A 15,062-nucleotide genomic window follows, 5' to 3' on the forward strand; every position below is an offset into this window, starting at 1 on the left:
GTGGCGAAAGCGGTGAAGGCTGGGTCAGCCGTAGGCGCCACCAGTGTACAGCAAGTCAAACAGCCGGGATATCGTGGCGATGAGGCTGCCGCAGCCGACCAGCATGGTGGCCACCAGGATCACGGCCAGCGGCCAGCGCGTCTCCGAGCTGCGGCCGGAGCCGGCGTTGAAGGTGGCGTCCCACTTCTCGTCGGACATCAGGCCCAGCACCAGCGCTTGCAGGAAGCCCGCCAGCATGGACAAAAACAGCGGCAGCAGCTTGTAGTAAATGTCCGCTTGCGGCGCGGCCGCCATCACCAGGCCGACGGCGGGCAGGCTGCACGCATGCACCCAGCCCCATGTATCGTTTACGCCACGCAGGTAGAAGCGGTGGGCGCCCAGGCCGCCCAGCAGGAAGGCCAGCAGGGTGGCGAAAGTCTTGTTCTTGTGCTTAGAAGTCATGGAGTGGCGGCAAAAACGGCGGAACGGCCAGTATCGGTCAAAATGCGCGCGCGGCCCAGCCCTTTTTAAAGACAATGCTTGCCCTGCTGGACAGAGTGGGGGATAATCTTCGATTGCCCCAAACCCACCCCAATTGTTATTAATGCTTGCTGGAGGATGAGAAAGCGCGCTATAATTTGCGGCTTTTTCCGTCTCAGCACACTTTTTGGAAATATTATGGTCGTTATTCGTTTAGCTCGTGGAGGCGCCAAGAAGCGCCCATTCTTCAACATCGTTGCAACCGACTCGCGCAATCGCCGCGATGGCCGTTTCATCGAGCGCGTTGGCTTCTACAACCCAATGGCTTCGGGTCAGGAAGTACCATTCAAGATTACCGAAGACCGTCTGGCTCACTGGATCGGCGTCGGCGCACAGCTGTCCCCAGCCGTTGCTCGCCTGGTCGCTTCGAACAAGAAAGCAGCCTAATTCGGCGTTCAGGTTTTGGCTGATATAAAGGCATCCGGGGTGCAACTCCCCGACGATCTGGTGCAAGTGGGCTTTGTCTCCGGCGCCTATGGCGTAGCTGGTGGAATCCGGGTTCGCCCCTTTTCCGACGACGCGGATGCCTTGTTGCATGCCCAGACCTGGTGGCTGGATAAACCCAGCCTGCACGAAGTCAGCGTGCGCCGTGCGAAACTGCACGGCGGCGACGTCGTGACCCAGCTGGACGGCCTGACCGACCGGGATCTCGCGGAGGCGCTGAAAGGCACCGGCGTGTACATCCCGCGCAGCCAGTTCCCCACGCTGGATGACGGCGAGTTTTACTGGTCCGACCTGATCGGACTGGCAGTAGAGAATTTGCAGGGTGAAGCCCTGGGTGTCGTCGCCGACATGATGAGCAATGGTCCGCAGTCGATACTGCGCATCACCGCTCCGGTCAGTGCGGAATCCGGCGACGCCGAGTCCGCGGCGCAAGAGCGCCTGATTCCATTTGTGGACCAGTTCATCATTACGGTGGACAAGGAAGCGAAAAAGATCACGGTGGACTGGGGCCTGGATTACTGATCCGGGAGCCTGTATGCAATTTGACGTCGTAACGCTGTTCCCGGAAATGTTTGCCGCGCTGACGCAATCGGGCGTGACCCGCCGTGCGTTCGAGCAGCAGAAGTGGAATTTGTCGCTGTGGAATCCGCGCGACTTCACCACCGACAATCACCGCACCGTGGATGACCGCCCCTATGGCGGCGGCCCCGGCATGGTGATGCTGGCCAAGCCGCTGGAGGCCGCGATCAGCGCCGCCAGGCAGCGCCAGGTGGATGCCGGCTTGCCTGCGCCGCGCGTGGTGTTCATGTCGCCGCAAGGCAAGCAGCTGACCCACGAACGCGTGATGCAGCTCAAAGCCGAGCCCGGCCTGGTGATACTGTGCGGCCGCTACGAAGCGGTGGACCAGCGCCTGATCGACCGTTGCGTCGATGAGGAAATCAGCCTGGGCGACTTCGTGCTGTCGGGCGGCGAATTGCCGGCCATGGCATTGATGGACGCGGTGGTGCGCCTGCTGCCGGGCGCGCTGAACACCGAGGCGTCGGCGGTCGAAGACAGCTTTGTCAACGGCCTGCTCGATTCGCCGCACTACACGCGGCCGGTGAGTTACGAAGGCGAGGATGTGCCCGCGGTACTGATGGGCGGCAACCACGCCGAGATAGAAAAATGGCGCCGCCAGCGCATGCTGGAAGCGACCGCGCGCAAGCGCCCCGATTTAGTGCCGAAGGCGCGCGCAGCAGGCTTGCTGACGCGCCAGGACGAGAAATTTTTGGCCGGTTTAGAAAAACCGGCACTGTAGTAGAGACGGCGGGCATGTTGCCCGCTTGTTTAACCCCATCCTCTACCGGGTTTAGTACGCGCCGGCATGATGGTAATTGGAGTCATCAAATGAACCTGATTCAACAACTCGAGCAAGAAGAAATTGCTCGCCTGGGCAAAAACATCCCTGAATTTGCACCTGGCGACACCGTGATCGTCAACGTCAACGTAGTCGAAGGCACCCGCAAGCGCGCCCAGGCATACGAAGGCGTGGTCATCTCCCGTCGTAACCGTGGCCTGAACTCGAACTTCATCGTTCGCAAGATCTCGTCCGGCGAAGGCGTTGAGCGTACCTTCCAGCTGTACTCCCCGCTGATCGCTTCGATCGAAGTGAAACGCCGCGGTGACGTACGTCGCGCCAAGCTGTACTACCTGCGCGACCGTTCGGGCAAATCGGCACGTATCAAAGAAAAACTGCCAAACCGTCGCCCAGCAGCGGCAAAAGCAAGCGCTTAATCGCGTTTGGGTTTGGGGCAGGGGCGCCTGGGTGGCGTCCCTTCAAAAGGGCGCCGCTGGCGCCCTTTCGCTATTTGGAGGTGGCATGGCCAAGCTATTGTTCGACCCGCAGCAACTCCCCATCGACGCCATTCCCGGCGAGCCTCCCGTGCCGGCCGAGCGCCTGGAGGCGGGCTGGCTGCGCGCGCGCTTCGCCGCGCCGCCGCCGTGGACCCCGGAAGACGCCGAAACCAGCTTCACGCCGCAGGCCGCGCCCAAGGCCGCCGCCGTGCTGGTGCCGCTGGTGCAGCGCCCGGAAGGCCTGAGCCTGCTGCTCACGCAGCGCACCGAGCACCTGAGCAGCCACGCCGGCCAGATCAGCTTTCCCGGCGGCCGCACCGAGGAGTACGACGCCAGCCCGGCCGACACCGCCTTGCGCGAGGCCTGGGAGGAGATCGGCCTGGACCGCCGCCATGCCGAAGTGATCGGCGCCTTGCCGGTCTACCACACCGGCACCAACTACAGCGTGACCCCGGTGGTGGCGCTGCTGCGCCCGCCGTTCGAGCTGCGCGCCGACTCCGGCGAAGTGGCGGAAATCTTCGAGGTGCCGCTGGCTTTCCTGATGGACGGCAGCAACCACCAGCGCCTGTCGGCCGAGCTGGCCAGCGGGCGGCGCAGCTTCTACGCCATGCCTTACCAGCGCTACTACATCTGGGGCGCCACGGCCGGCATGCTGCGCAACCTGTTCCACTTTTTGCGGGCGTGACGTTATCGCTAATAAGTTTGATTCCGGCGCGCCGCTGCGCTATCGTAGCGGGCATTGCGGCAATGCCAATCTCAAGGACGTTTAATGACTTTTCTTTCCATTCTTTGCGCGCTGCTGATCGAGCAGATGAAGCCCCTGCGGGCGGATAATCCCATCTACGCCGAGATCAAGAGCCTGGCCGTGCGCATGGAAGCGTGGTTCAACGCGGGCGACTCCAGGCATGGCCGCATGGGCTGGTTCCTGATGATGTTCAGCCTGATGGCGCCGACCATGCTGATCTACTGGGTGCTGCTGCGCTACGACTGGTTCCTGGCCGCCTTCGCATGGAATGTGCTGATCGTCTACCTGACGCTGGGCTTCCGCCACTACAGCCACTATTTCACCTCCATCCAGCTGGCCCTGAACGCCGGCGACGAGGCGGCCGCGCGCGCGCTGCTGGCCGAATGGACCAAGCTCGACACGGTGGGCATGGAGGCCGGCGAAATCTCGCGCATCGCCGTGGAAAAAGCCCTGATCACCACGCACCGCAATGTGTTCGGCGTGTTCTTCTGGTTCCTGATGCCGCTCGGCCCGGCCGGCGCGGTGCTGTACCGCGTGTCCGAATACCTGGCGCGCGCCTGGACCGAACCCGAGCACATGCGCAATGAGGCCTTCGGCGAGTTCGCCACCAAGGCCTTCTACTGGATAGACTGGATTCCCGTGCGCCTGACCGCCGTGGCCTTCGCCGTGGTGGGCAATTTCGAGGACGCCATCTACGCCTGGCGCAACTTCGCCCACCGCTGGGCGGACGAGGCGCGCGGCATCATCCTGGCCGCCGGCGGCGGCGCCATGGGCGTGCGCCTGGGCACGCCGCACGAGAACGCGGCGCGCGTGCTGCCGGCCGACGCGGCCGTGGTCGACAGCTCGGACATGGAGTCCGACGCGCTGCCGGGCGAGGAGCCGGGCGTGCGCGCCCTGCAGAGCACCGTGGGCCTGGTCTGGCGCGCGCTGCTGTTGTGGATGATGCTGCTGCTGTTGCTTTCCGGCGCAGTCTGGCTGGGCTAACGGTGCTGAAAGAAAAACGACAGCCGGAACGGGTTACAATGTCGGGATTGGCGGTCGCGGACCATACAGCGCGGCCGCCAATGCGTGTTTCAAATCAAGTACTTACCTTCTTAGGTCTTCTATAAGATATAATACCTAGGATTTTTCACGCATCCAGGTCCCGCGAGTATCTATGGCCGAGTCAGCTCAATCCCCCAAAGAACTGGCCAACGAGTTCTTTATCCTTGGCATCACCGCCGATGGCAGGCAGTTCCGTCCCAGCGACTGGGCCGACCGCCTGTGCGGCGTCATGTCGTGCTTCCGTCCGGAAGGCACCAGCGGCCGAGATTCGCATCTCGGTTATTCCACCTTCGTGCGCCCGACCCATATCAATGGCGTCAAGGCGGTGGTGGTGAACGAAGCGCTGCGGGACTTCGAACCGATGGCCTACCATTTCGTTCTCAATTTCGCCAAGGACAACGGCTTGCAGGTGGTGGACGCCTGCTTCCTGCCCCTGCCCGGAGAAAAATAGGCGTAGGATAGGGCTCTCATTCACTTGCCAGCCCTGCGAACGCTTATGCATTTTTCCAAGTCCGGTTACGCCTTTACGCTGCTACTGTGCAGCGCCTCCCTGCTTCCTGCAAGCACCTCCGCCGCCGGCAGCGCGCCGGCCGCCCCGGTCAAAGGGCCCTCGGTCGAGGGCATCACCGAATACCGGCTGCCGAACGGCCTGAAAGTGCTGCTGTTCCCGGACGCCTCCAAGCCCACCGTCACCGTCAACGTCACCTACCTGGTCGGCTCGCGCCACGAGAACTACGGCGAGACCGGCATGGCCCACCTGCTGGAGCACATGCTGTTCAAGGGCGCGCCGAAGAACCGCAGCATACCCCAGCAGTTCGCCGACCGCGGCATGGAGTACAACGGCACCACGTCCTACGACCGCACCAACTACTACGAGGTGTTCCAGGCCGGCGGCGACAACCTGAAATGGGCGCTCGATATGGAAGCGGACCGCATGGTCAATTCCTTCGTCGCAAAAAAGGACCTGGACTCGGAAATGACGGTGGTGCGCAACGAGTACGAGAGCGGAGAAAACAGCCCCTTCGAAGTGCTGCTCAAGCGCATGCAGAGCGTGGCCTACGACTGGCACAGCTACGGCCGCTCCACCATAGGCAACCGCAGCGACATCGAGAACGTCAAGATCGAGAACCTGCAGGCCTTCTACCGCACCTACTACCAGCCGGACAACGCGGTGCTGCTGGTGGCCGGCAAGTTCGATCCGGCGCAGACGCTGGCCTGGATTTCGAAGACCTTCGGCGCCATCCCGAAACCGAAGCGCAAGCTGCCGCCTTTCTGGACCGTGGAGCCCACGCAGGACGGCGAGCGCGCCTTCACCGTGCGCCGCAAGGGCGACATCCAGATCGTGGCGCTGGGCTACAAGATCCCGGCCGCGCTGCATGACGACAGCGACGCGCTCGCCTTCATGTCCGAAATCCTGAACGACACGCCGAACGGCCGCCTGCACAAGGCGCTGGTGGAAACCGGCAAGGCCGCGCAGGTGTTCAGCTTCGGCCAGACCGGCTACGCGCCGGGCCTGCAATTGATAGGCGCCGTGGTGAAGGCGGGCCAGCCCATAGAGCCGGTGCGCGAGGAGCTGATCGCGGCGGTGGAAGGCTTTGCCAAAACGCCGCCCAGCGAGGACGAAATGGAGCGCGTGCGGCGCAACGTCGGCAACAGCATAGAGAAGGCCTTGAACGACCCGCAGAAGGTGGGCGTGGCGCTGTCCGAACAGATCGCCCTGGGCGACTGGCGCCTGCTCTTCCTGGGCCGCGACAGCCTGGCCAAGGTCACGCCGCAGCAGGTGGCCAAGGCCGCCGCGCACTACCTGCGGCGCGACAACCGCACCGTGGGCAGCTTCCTGCCGGAGGATGAGCCGCAGCGCGCCGAGATCACCGCCGCGCCGTCCATCGAGAAGGTGATGCAGGACTTCAAGGGCAAGGAAAACACGCTGGTGTCCGAGGTGTTCGACCCCAGCCAGGCCAATATCCTGAAACGCACCGAACTGAAAACCATAGGCGGCCTGAAACTGGCGCTGCTGACCAAGAAGAACCGGGGCGAGACCGTGTCGGTCAATCTGCGCCTGCACTGGGGCGACGAGAAGAACCAGTTCGGCAAGGCCACGGTGGCCGCCGCCGTCAACCACATGCTCACGCGCGGCACCAGCAAGTACAGCCGCGCGCAACTGGCGGACGCGATGGAAAAGCTGAAGATGTCCGGCAATGTGTACCAGTTCGACACTACGCGCAGCCACCTGGCCGACGCGCTGCGCCTGGCCGCGCACGTGCTCAAGGAACCGGCTTTCGACGCGGCCGAGTTCGAGCAGCTGCGCCAGCAATGGCTGGTGGGCGTGGAAGCGTCGCGCAATGAGCCGCAGGTGCTGGCCACCACGGCGCTGGCCAAGCACTACAACAACTATCCGAAGGGCGACGTGCGCTACGCGCTGAACACGGACGAGCAGATCGAGGCCATCAAGGCGCTGACGCTGGACCAGCTGAAGGCCTACCACCGCGAATTCTACGGCGCCTCGCACGGCGAGCTGGCCGTGGTGGGTGACTTCGATTCGGCGGCCCTGCAGGCGGTGGTGGCCGAGGAGTTCGGCAACTGGGCCAGCAAGCCCGATTACGCGCGCATCCTGAGCGTCAACGTGGAGCGCCCGCCGCTGCACGCGTCGATCAATGCGCCGGACAAGGAGAACGGCTTCTACGCGGCGCAGGTGAATATCGACATGAACACCGAAGATGCGGACTTCGTGGCGCTGGAGCTGGCCAACTACATCCTCGGCGAAGGCGGCTTGAAGTCGCGCCTGATGGACCGCATCCGGCAGAAGGACGGCCTGTCCTATGGCGGTGGTTCGAGCCTGAGTGTGAGCGACGTGGACCGCGCCAGCAACCTGGGCATCTCGGCCATCGCCGCGCCGCAGAACCTGAAGAAGCTGGAGCAGGCCATCCACGAGGAAGTGGCGCGCGCGCTGAAGGACGGCTTTACGGCGGCGGAAGTGGCCGGCGCCAAGTCCGGCATGCTGCAGCAGCGCATCCAGAATCGCTCGCAGGACAATGTGCTGGCCGGCGGCTGGGCCAACTTCCTGTACCTGAACCGCACCTACGCCTGGAGCCAGGCCTACGAGGACAAGCTCAAGGCGCTCACGCCGGCGCAGGTGAACGCGGCCTTCCGCAAGGCGGTGGACCTGAACAAGCTGAGCGTGGTGGTCGCAGGCGACCAGGCCAAGGCCAAGTAAGTGTTGGCGCAATGGCGGGTTACGCGGCTACGCCGCTAACCCGCCCTACGGAAGTGACGAAAGCGCGATGTGTGCGGACCGTAGGGCGGGTTAGGCGGCGCGCCGCCGTAACCCGCCGGCTTTACGGCGTGCTCAGCTCGGCGACGAAGTCGTACATGTCGCCGCGGAAGTAGGAGCGGCAGAACTCCACGGCGCGGCCGTCGCGCAGGAAGCCTAGCCGTTCCACCGCCAGCCCTGCATCGCCTTCCTTCGCCTGCAGCAGCGCGGCCTGTTCGCCCGTGAGCAGCAGGGCGCTCAGGCGCTGCAAGGCGCGCACCGGGCGGTTGCCGGCCAGTTCCAGCGCCTCGTACATGGACACGTCCACCGCGTCCAGCGAGGGCAGGGCGTCCGCCACGATGGTGGCGTATTCCAGGCACATGGGCATGTCGTCCGCATAGCGGATGCGGTTGAAGCGGTACACCGGCGCGCCCGGACTGAGCCGCAGCCGCAGCGCTTCCTCCGGCGTCACCGTCCCCTCCGAACGTTTCAGCCACACGCTGCGCGGCGTGCGTCCGCGGGAGCGCATGTCCTCCGAAAAAGAGGTCAGCTTGGCGAAATTCTTTTCGATCCGCGTGTTGATGAAGTTGCCCGAGCCGGCGCGCCGCACCAGCAGGCCTTCGTCCACCAGTCCGTCGATGGCCTTGCGCACCGTGATGCGGGAAATCGACAGGTCGTTGGCCAGCTGGCGTTCCGCCGGCAGGGCCTCCTCCGGCCCGAAGAGGCGCTTGTCTATCGCTTCGCGCAGCGCGCGCTGCAACTGCTGGTACAGGGGCTGGCTACTGGTCTGCCCCAGGTGCTGCATGATCTCTGCAAGCGATGTCATCTCTTGTCCCCGTGTGCGCATTCGTGTGCGCTTTCTTGCGTCTTAGGCGATCCGATAATACCAAAAAAAGACCGGCACGCCAGCGGTTTGCGGTACGCCCTCGCCCGTACAGAGGGAGATAGCGCTAACTGCACGTCAATATTGGCAAAGTGGTCTGTGTGGCTTAAACAACATGTGAAAAAAATACGAAAATTGGTAGTACTCTGGTATTGGATGGCTGTATATTGGCGTTGAATTGGTTTTGTAAGTGGTTGTATAGAGGGATCTGCGGGGCGGCGCGGGGAGCGCGGCGGTCTGCAAGAGGATCTACTTAAAACGGAAGGGCCTTCGACGAAGGCCACAATCAAGGGGGAGTACATGAAGCGCAATTTGACACCGATCGCCACTGCGGTCGCCATCCTGATCACCAGCACCGCCGCGATGGCGCAGGATGCATCCAAGTCGCCCGACGCGGTCGTGACCGTGACCGGCGTGCGTGCCGCATTGGCGCAGTCGATCAACCAGAAGCGTAACGCCGACTCGCTGGTGGAAGTGATCACCGCCGAAGACGTGGGCAAGATGCCGGACAAGAGCGTCGCCGATTCGCTGCAGCGCGTACCTGGCGTGTCGGTTGCCACCGCCGGCGGCTCCGAAGGCGGCTTTGGCGAGAACGACCGCGTCAGCCTGAAAGGCACGCCGTCCAACCTGACCCTGACCACGCTGAACGGCCACACCGTCTCCAGCGGCGACTGGTACATCTCCAACATCACCGGCGGCGGCCGTTCGGTCAGCTACTCGATGTTCCCGTCCGAACTGATCGGCCGCGTGACCGTGCACAAGAGCGCGCAAGCCAATCTGACCGAAGGCGGCGCCGCCGGTAACGTGGACATCGAAACCCGCAAGCCGCTGAGCTTCAAGAAACCGCTGACCCTGATGGGTTCCATCGAAGGCGCCTACGGCGACGCGGCCAAGAAGACCGACCTGCAAGTGAGCGCGCTGGCCAACTGGAAGAACCAGGAAAACAACCTGGGCGTGCTGGTGCAGGTGTTCGACGAGAAGCGCACGCTGCGCCGCATGGGCCAGGAATTCCTCTGGTGGGACAAGCTGACCAAGGGCTTCGCACCGGACTGGATCGCGAAAAATCCTGAAGTCGAAAACAAATACCTGTCCATGCTGACCGGCTCCTCGCTGTTCCAGCAGAAGCGCGAACGCAAGGGCGGCATGGTGGACGTGGAAGTGAAAGTCAACAGCGACTTCAGCTTCGACGTGAGCGGCCTGTACACCCGCCTGGACGCGGACAACGTCAACGCCAACTTCATGCTGGCGCCATACCAGCCGCTGTCGAACAACTGGTCCGGCGTGGGCGGCGTGGTGCCGTCGGCTTACACCATCTCGGGCAACCAGATCACCTCGATCACCTTCCCGAAAACCTGCCCGGTCGCCAGCTGCGCCAATATGGGCCCGTCGGTGCAGGACATCATCGCCCGTCCCGGCTCGTACAGCGATTCGAAGTTCGTCAACGTGGACTGGAAATACCGCGTCAGCGACGACCTGAAAATCACCGGCCAGATCGGCACCACGCGCGGCACCGGCTATGCGCGCGACTATGGCTACGAAGCCTGGCTGGCCTACTCGGGCACCAGCCTGACCATGCACGGCCTGGACGCACCGGCCACCGTCACCGTGGACAACGCCGGCACCTTCAACCCGCGCACCGGCGCCGACTTCTTCGGCGGCTGGGCATCGGACACCACCGCCAAGGACAAGGAAACCTACGGCCAGGTGGACGGCACCTACAAGACCCCATGGGACGTGGTGCCTACCATCCGCATGGGCCTGCGCACCGCCAAGCATGACCGCCAGCTGACCTGGCTGGCCGGCACCGTGGCGCCTGCGGGTTCGCTGCTGGCCAACCGTCCTACCGGCCTGACGACCTACCCAACCAGCCCGCTGGACAACGTGCTGCAGAACCCATGGACCTTCACCGCCGATTCGATGAAGGAATGGGGCGACAAGTACGTGAAGTTCGACAGCCATTCGTACCAGAACGAGTTCACCATCGCCGAGAAAGCGCATGCGGCCTACGCGATGGGCGACCTGAACCTGGGCGCGGTTACCGGTAACGTCGGCGTGCGTTTCGTGAAGACCCAGATCGACGTGGCCAACGGCTCGCCGAACACGGTATGGAATCCGGTCTACACCTCGAAGACCTACAACGACTTCCTGCCTAGCCTGAACCTGCGCACCGACCTGGCCAGCAACGTGGTGCTGCGCGGCGCGGCCAGCCGCACCCTGGCGCGTCCGGACTTCGGCGCACTCGGTTCGCTGAGCCTGAACGACCTGACCTTCTCGGGCACCGGCGGCAATCCGAACCTGAAGCCGATCTACTCGAACAACGTGGATGCGGGCATCGAGTGGTACTTCATGCCGAAGTCGCTGATCGCCATGAGTGTGTATGACATGCACCTGGGCTCCTACGTGACCTTCGGTTCGTCGACTGCGCAGTTCTTCAACCAGTCCACGCACTCGGTCACCAACTACAACATGAGCTCGGCCCTGAACACCAAGGCCCGCGTGAAAGGCGTGGAGCTGCAGTACTCGCAGGACCTGGGCAACGGCTTCGGCGCCAGCGTGAACTACACCTACGCTGACGGCAAGGAAACCGGCAAGGCGCCTAAATCGGCTTGCGCGGACCTGGGCGATTGCAGCATGATCGGCACCTCGAAGAACTCGTACAACGCCAGCGTGTTCTACGAGAACGACAAGTTCAGCGCGCGTGTGAACTACAGCTTCCGCTCGGCCTTCCTGAATGGCCTGGACCGCAACAGCGCGATCTACCAGGACGACGTGGGCACCGTGTCGCTGGCGCTGAACTACAACCTGACCGAGAACCTGACGCTGTCGTTCGAAGGCAAGGACCTGAACGATCCGCTGCTGAAGTCCTACGCCACCACCAAGGACCAGCCGCGCGCCTTCTACAAGAACGGCAAGCAGTTCTTCCTGGGCGTGCGCGGCAAGATGTAATGCCGGCTGAAGTCTGACGCAATACAGGGCAGGGCTTCTTCGGAGGCCCTGCCTTTTTTCTTATTGGAGCGGGAATGCATTTTCTGATTAAAACGGCGCTGCTGGCGTGCGCAGTGCTCGGTTCTGCGCAAGCGGCTTCGCCTTCGCCGCGCGTGGTCTACAGCCCTTACAAACACCTGGCGATGCACAACGACCCCGCCAGCAACGTCATCACCGTGGCGCCGGACGGCAAGCGCGTGCCCTACCTCGGCCACAGCAAGCAGACGCTGACCTGGGCCTTCGCCAGTGGCGAATGCGGCGAGGAGAACTGGGGCGGGCAGCCGGCGCAGGCGGTGGCGGATGCGAACGTGCCGGCTTTCGCAGCGGCCGGCGTGGGCTACATCATTTCCACCGGCGGGCAGGGCAATGTGTTCACCTGCGGCAGTGACGAGGGCATGGAGCGTTTCATCAAGCGCTACGAATCGCCGCAGCTGATCGGCATTGATTTCGATATCGAAGCGGGACAGACCAGGGAGCAAGTGGACTCGCTGGTGCGGCGCATTGCGGCGGCCCAGGCGCGGCGCCCGCAGCTGCGCTTCAGCTTCACCGTCGCCACACATGCGGCGTCGGACGGCAGCCGCCGCAGCCTGAACGAGATGGCGGAGACCGTGCTGGACGCCGTGCGCCGCAGCGGGCTGAAAGACTACGCGCTGAACATCATGGTAATGGACTACGGCCCCGCCGCGAAGGACGTGTGCGTGGTGCGCAAGGGCCGCTGCGACATGGGCGCCTCGGCGCTGCAGGCTGCGCGCAACGTGCATGAGAAGTACAAGCTGCCGTACAGCCAGATCGAACTGACCGCCATGATAGGCGTGAACGACGTGGTGGAAAACGTCTTCACCATGGCCGACATGGACGCGATGGCGCGCGGCGCGCGCAAGCTGAAACTGGCCGGGCTGCATTTCTGGTCGGTGGACCGCGACACGCCTTGCCGCAGCGAAGTGAAGGGCGCGGACGCCGCCTGCAGCGGCATGCCCGGCGTGCCGCCCGGCGCCTATGCCCGCGCGCTGGAGGCCGGCAAGTGAACGCAGCTGCGAACCGCTACCTGTCGCTGGACGTGCTGCGCGGCCTGACCGTTGCGCTGATGATTGTCGTGAACACGCCGGGCGATTGGAGCACCGTCTTCGCGCCGCTGCTGCACGCCCAGTGGCATGGCTTCACGCCCACCGACTGGGTCTTCCCCACCTTCCTGTTCGTGGTCGGCAACGCGCTCAGCTTCGCGCTGCCCAAATACGCGCAGATGGGCAACGGCGCCGTGCTGGCCAAGGTGGGCAAGCGCAGCGCCATTATCTTCCTGCTCGGCTTCCTGTTGTTCTGGTTCCCCTTCGTGGCGGTGGACGGCGCAGGCAACTGGGGCCTGATCCCGCTGTCCGGCACGCGCATCCCCGGCGTGCTGCAGCGCATCGCCCTTTGCTTCGGATTGGCTACGTTGATCCTGCATTTCTGGAAAGAGAAGGGCGCGCTGGCCTACAGCGTGCTGGCGCTGCCTGGCTACTGGCTGGTGCTGGCGCTGTGCGGCGACTACACGCTCACCGGCAACGCGCCCGCCAGATTCGACCTGTGGCTGCTGGGCGAACGCCACTTGTACCACGGCGAAGGCCTGCCGTTCGATCCCGAAGGCATGCTGGGCACCATCCCGGCCACCGTCAACGTCATCGCGGGCTACTTCGCGGGCAGGCTGATACTGGCCAAGGGCGCCAGCTACGAAACGCTGGCCAGGCTCATGATGGCGGGCGTGGTGTGCGTAGGCGCGGCGCTGAGCTGGGACCTGGCCTTCCCGATCAACAAGAAGCTGTGGACCAGTTCCTACGTGCTCTTCACGATAGGCCTGGACCTGCTGGTGCTGCCGTTGCTGATTTATGTGATCGAGATGCGCGGCCGGCGTGGCTGGACCTACTTCTTCGAAGTGTTCGGCAAGAACACCCTGTTCATCTACCTGCTGTCCGAGCTGGCGGTGGTGGTCCTGGTGAAGACGCGGGCGGGCAAGGGCAACGGCTATGACTGGCTCTATGCGCACACCTTCCAGTCCCTGGCGCCGCCCAAAGTGGCGTCGCTGCTGTTCGCGGTGAGCTTCATGCTGGCCTGCTGGGCGGTGGGCTACGTGATGGACCGCCGCAGGATCTACGTCAAGGTCTAGTTCAGAACTTGAGGCGCAGGCCGGCGCGGTTGGCCAGCACGGTCAGTCCCATCATGGCCATGCTCATCGCGGCGGCGTTCAGCAAACCGGGAACGCCGCCCGATGCCAGGAAAGGCCACCAGAAGCGCGGCAAGTGCAGCAGCGCCGCAAGTTGTTCCCACAGGTCCGGCGCGATATAGGCAAACAGCGCGTTCGCGCCGGCGGGCATCAGCAGCGCGCTCCACGCGCGCCATTGCAGCACGTCGATCAGCACATAGAACAGCAGGAACAGGGCCAGCACCAGGCCAGAGCACACCAGCGTGTACGCCTCGGTCGCCTGGATCTTGTTGATGCCGTGCAGAGGGCGCAGCAGCATGCCCGCGCCGAACAGCGCTATAGCGAAAGCTGCCATCAGCACGATACGGCGGCGATGAAGCGCGGCTGGCGGCAGCTCCGCCGGGACAGCGCCAGCAGCGGCCTGCGGTGCGCGGCGCAGGAACAGCGTTCCCACCAGCGTCCCCGCCAGCACATTGGCCGACGTGGAGCCCAGCACCTGCGGCACATTGACGAAATCATTCAACGCCTGCGGCAGCGGCAGCATGCCGGCGGTGCAGGCGATGTACAGCACGATCAGCAGCACCAGGGCCGCCATCAGCAGCGGCGGCTTGCCGTCCACGGCCACATAGACCACGCTGCACAGCAGATAAGCCCAGCCTATCATCCCCAGGATGCCCCACCACGTATGCTGCAGGTGGACGCTGCTGAACTCGGCGTTCAGCTCACCCCGGAACGACACCAGCAGGAGCAGCATCAGCGCCAGCCCGGCCCAGAAGGCCGCGCCGCGCTGTGCGGACTGGCGCCACAGCAAAATCATGGCCGCGTAAAACAGCATAAAGTACACGGCGCGCGGCAGCAGGGCTGCGGAGGCGTCGTAGCGGTAAGCGTTGGCGAGCACCACGCCCGCCACCATCAGGCTGCCCGCGCGCCATAGCAAGCGTCCCATCAGCGCCGCACTGAAGCGGCCTTGCTCCCGGTTCAGCGCCAGCGGAATGGCAATCCCCACGATAAACAGGAAAGCCGGAAACACCAGGTCCGGCAAGGTAATGCCGTCGGCCCTGGCGCTGGAATGCTCCAGCCAATACGGAATGCCCGGCATGCCGGCGATATAGTTCACCCAGATCATGGCCAGGATGACGAAGCCGCGGAAAGCGTCGAGACTGAGGAGGCGTGGCATTGACAGATA

At 63.9% G+C, this 15,062-nt stretch carries 14 protein-coding genes; 11 read left to right on the forward strand and 3 right to left on the reverse strand.

The features are described from left to right. Positions 1-24 precede the first annotated feature (24 nt). Positions 25-441, reverse strand: a complete 417-nt coding sequence (locus KT882_RS08690) for an NINE protein (RefSeq protein WP_161072465.1) — start codon at positions 439-441, stop codon at positions 25-27. Between the two features lie 216 nt (positions 442-657). Between KT882_RS08690 and rpsP the strand changes: the two genes are divergently transcribed. The 8 genes from rpsP to KT882_RS08730 all read left to right on the forward strand — a co-directional run bounded on the left by rpsP (position 658) and on the right by KT882_RS08730 (position 7,799). Further along, positions 658-906, forward strand: coding sequence for a 30S ribosomal protein S16 (rpsP, locus tag KT882_RS08695; RefSeq protein ID WP_056403210.1), 249 nt, complete (start codon positions 658-660; stop codon positions 904-906). A 39-nt stretch (positions 907-945) separates the two neighbouring features. After that, positions 946-1,485 (forward strand): ribosome maturation factor RimM, encoded by a 540-nt coding sequence (gene rimM / locus KT882_RS08700; RefSeq protein ID WP_228895334.1) that lies wholly within the window; start codon positions 946-948, stop codon positions 1,483-1,485. Between the two features lie 13 nt (positions 1,486-1,498). Continuing rightward, the gene (gene trmD, locus KT882_RS08705) at positions 1,499-2,260 is read left to right on the forward strand and encodes a tRNA (guanosine(37)-N1)-methyltransferase TrmD (protein ID WP_161072463.1); all 762 of its coding nucleotides are present in this window, start codon (positions 1,499-1,501) and stop codon (positions 2,258-2,260) included. An 89-nt stretch (positions 2,261-2,349) separates the two neighbouring features. Next, positions 2,350-2,736: a 50S ribosomal protein L19 gene (rplS, locus tag KT882_RS08710; RefSeq protein WP_056403202.1), complete on the forward strand. Its 387-nt coding sequence runs from the start codon at positions 2,350-2,352 to the stop codon at positions 2,734-2,736. Between the two features lie 85 nt (positions 2,737-2,821). Continuing rightward, positions 2,822-3,481: a CoA pyrophosphatase gene (locus tag KT882_RS08715; protein WP_161072462.1), complete on the forward strand. Its 660-nt coding sequence runs from the start codon at positions 2,822-2,824 to the stop codon at positions 3,479-3,481. An 84-nt stretch (positions 3,482-3,565) separates the two neighbouring features. Then, positions 3,566-4,525, forward strand: coding sequence for a CobD/CbiB family protein (locus KT882_RS08720; RefSeq protein WP_161072461.1), 960 nt, complete (start codon positions 3,566-3,568; stop codon positions 4,523-4,525). Positions 4,526-4,697: 172 nt separating this feature from the next. Beyond that, complete coding sequence (locus tag KT882_RS08725; protein ID WP_056403193.1) at positions 4,698-5,036, forward strand: DUF3579 domain-containing protein; 339 nt, start codon at positions 4,698-4,700, stop codon at positions 5,034-5,036. 45 nt (positions 5,037-5,081) lie between these two features. Beyond that, positions 5,082-7,799: a M16 family metallopeptidase gene (locus tag KT882_RS08730; RefSeq protein WP_161072460.1), complete on the forward strand. Its 2,718-nt coding sequence runs from the start codon at positions 5,082-5,084 to the stop codon at positions 7,797-7,799. Between the two features lie 121 nt (positions 7,800-7,920). Here KT882_RS08730 and KT882_RS08735 read toward each other — a convergent pair whose 3' ends face one another. Further along, positions 7,921-8,661: a GntR family transcriptional regulator gene (locus KT882_RS08735; RefSeq protein WP_228895336.1), complete on the reverse strand. Its 741-nt coding sequence runs from the start codon at positions 8,659-8,661 to the stop codon at positions 7,921-7,923. A gap of 357 nt (positions 8,662-9,018) precedes the next feature. On the opposite strand from KT882_RS08735, the gene KT882_RS08740 reads away from it, so the two are divergent. From KT882_RS08740 to KT882_RS08750, 3 genes are all read left to right on the forward strand, one after another. Next, positions 9,019-11,664: a TonB-dependent receptor gene (locus KT882_RS08740; protein WP_161072456.1), complete on the forward strand. Its 2,646-nt coding sequence runs from the start codon at positions 9,019-9,021 to the stop codon at positions 11,662-11,664. Positions 11,665-11,738: 74 nt separating this feature from the next. Then, a complete protein-coding gene (locus KT882_RS08745) occupies positions 11,739-12,728 on the forward strand; it encodes a glycoside hydrolase family 18 protein (protein ID WP_228895339.1) in 990 nt (329 codons plus the stop codon). Next, positions 12,725-13,840, forward strand: coding sequence for an acyltransferase family protein (locus KT882_RS08750; protein WP_228895341.1), 1,116 nt, complete (start codon positions 12,725-12,727; stop codon positions 13,838-13,840). Before KT882_RS08745 ends, KT882_RS08750 begins: the two co-directional genes overlap by 4 nt. Before the next feature lies 1 nt (position 13,841). Here KT882_RS08750 and KT882_RS08755 read toward each other — a convergent pair whose 3' ends face one another. Then, on the reverse strand, positions 13,842-15,053 hold the full coding sequence (locus tag KT882_RS08755) for a DUF5009 domain-containing protein (RefSeq protein ID WP_228895343.1): 1,212 nt from the start codon (positions 15,051-15,053) through the stop codon (positions 13,842-13,844). Positions 15,054-15,062 lie beyond the last annotated feature (9 nt).

This window comes from Pseudoduganella aquatica, assembly GCF_020865585.1.
GTDB lineage: Bacteria > Pseudomonadota > Gammaproteobacteria > Burkholderiales > Burkholderiaceae_D > Rugamonas > Rugamonas aquatica_A.

Coding starts and splice junctions, on each gene's coding strand:
- KT882_RS08690 (WP_161072465.1), bottom strand. CDS start 441: ATGACTTCTAAGCACAAGAACAAGACTTTCGCCACCCTGCTGGCCTTC.
- rpsP (WP_056403210.1), top strand. CDS start 658: ATGGTCGTTATTCGTTTAGCTCGTGGAGGCGCCAAGAAGCGCCCATTC.
- trmD (WP_161072463.1), top strand. CDS start 1,499: ATGCAATTTGACGTCGTAACGCTGTTCCCGGAAATGTTTGCCGCGCTG.
- rplS (WP_056403202.1), top strand. CDS start 2,350: ATGAACCTGATTCAACAACTCGAGCAAGAAGAAATTGCTCGCCTGGGC.
- KT882_RS08715 (WP_161072462.1), top strand. CDS start 2,822: ATGGCCAAGCTATTGTTCGACCCGCAGCAACTCCCCATCGACGCCATT.
- KT882_RS08720 (WP_161072461.1), top strand. CDS start 3,566: ATGACTTTTCTTTCCATTCTTTGCGCGCTGCTGATCGAGCAGATGAAG.
- KT882_RS08725 (WP_056403193.1), top strand. CDS start 4,698: ATGGCCGAGTCAGCTCAATCCCCCAAAGAACTGGCCAACGAGTTCTTT.
- KT882_RS08730 (WP_161072460.1), top strand. CDS start 5,082: ATGCATTTTTCCAAGTCCGGTTACGCCTTTACGCTGCTACTGTGCAGC.
- KT882_RS08735 (WP_228895336.1), bottom strand. CDS start 8,661: ATGACATCGCTTGCAGAGATCATGCAGCACCTGGGGCAGACCAGTAGC.
- KT882_RS08740 (WP_161072456.1), top strand. CDS start 9,019: ATGAAGCGCAATTTGACACCGATCGCCACTGCGGTCGCCATCCTGATC.
- KT882_RS08745 (WP_228895339.1), top strand. CDS start 11,739: ATGCATTTTCTGATTAAAACGGCGCTGCTGGCGTGCGCAGTGCTCGGT.
- KT882_RS08755 (WP_228895343.1), bottom strand. CDS start 15,053: ATGCCACGCCTCCTCAGTCTCGACGCTTTCCGCGGCTTCGTCATCCTG.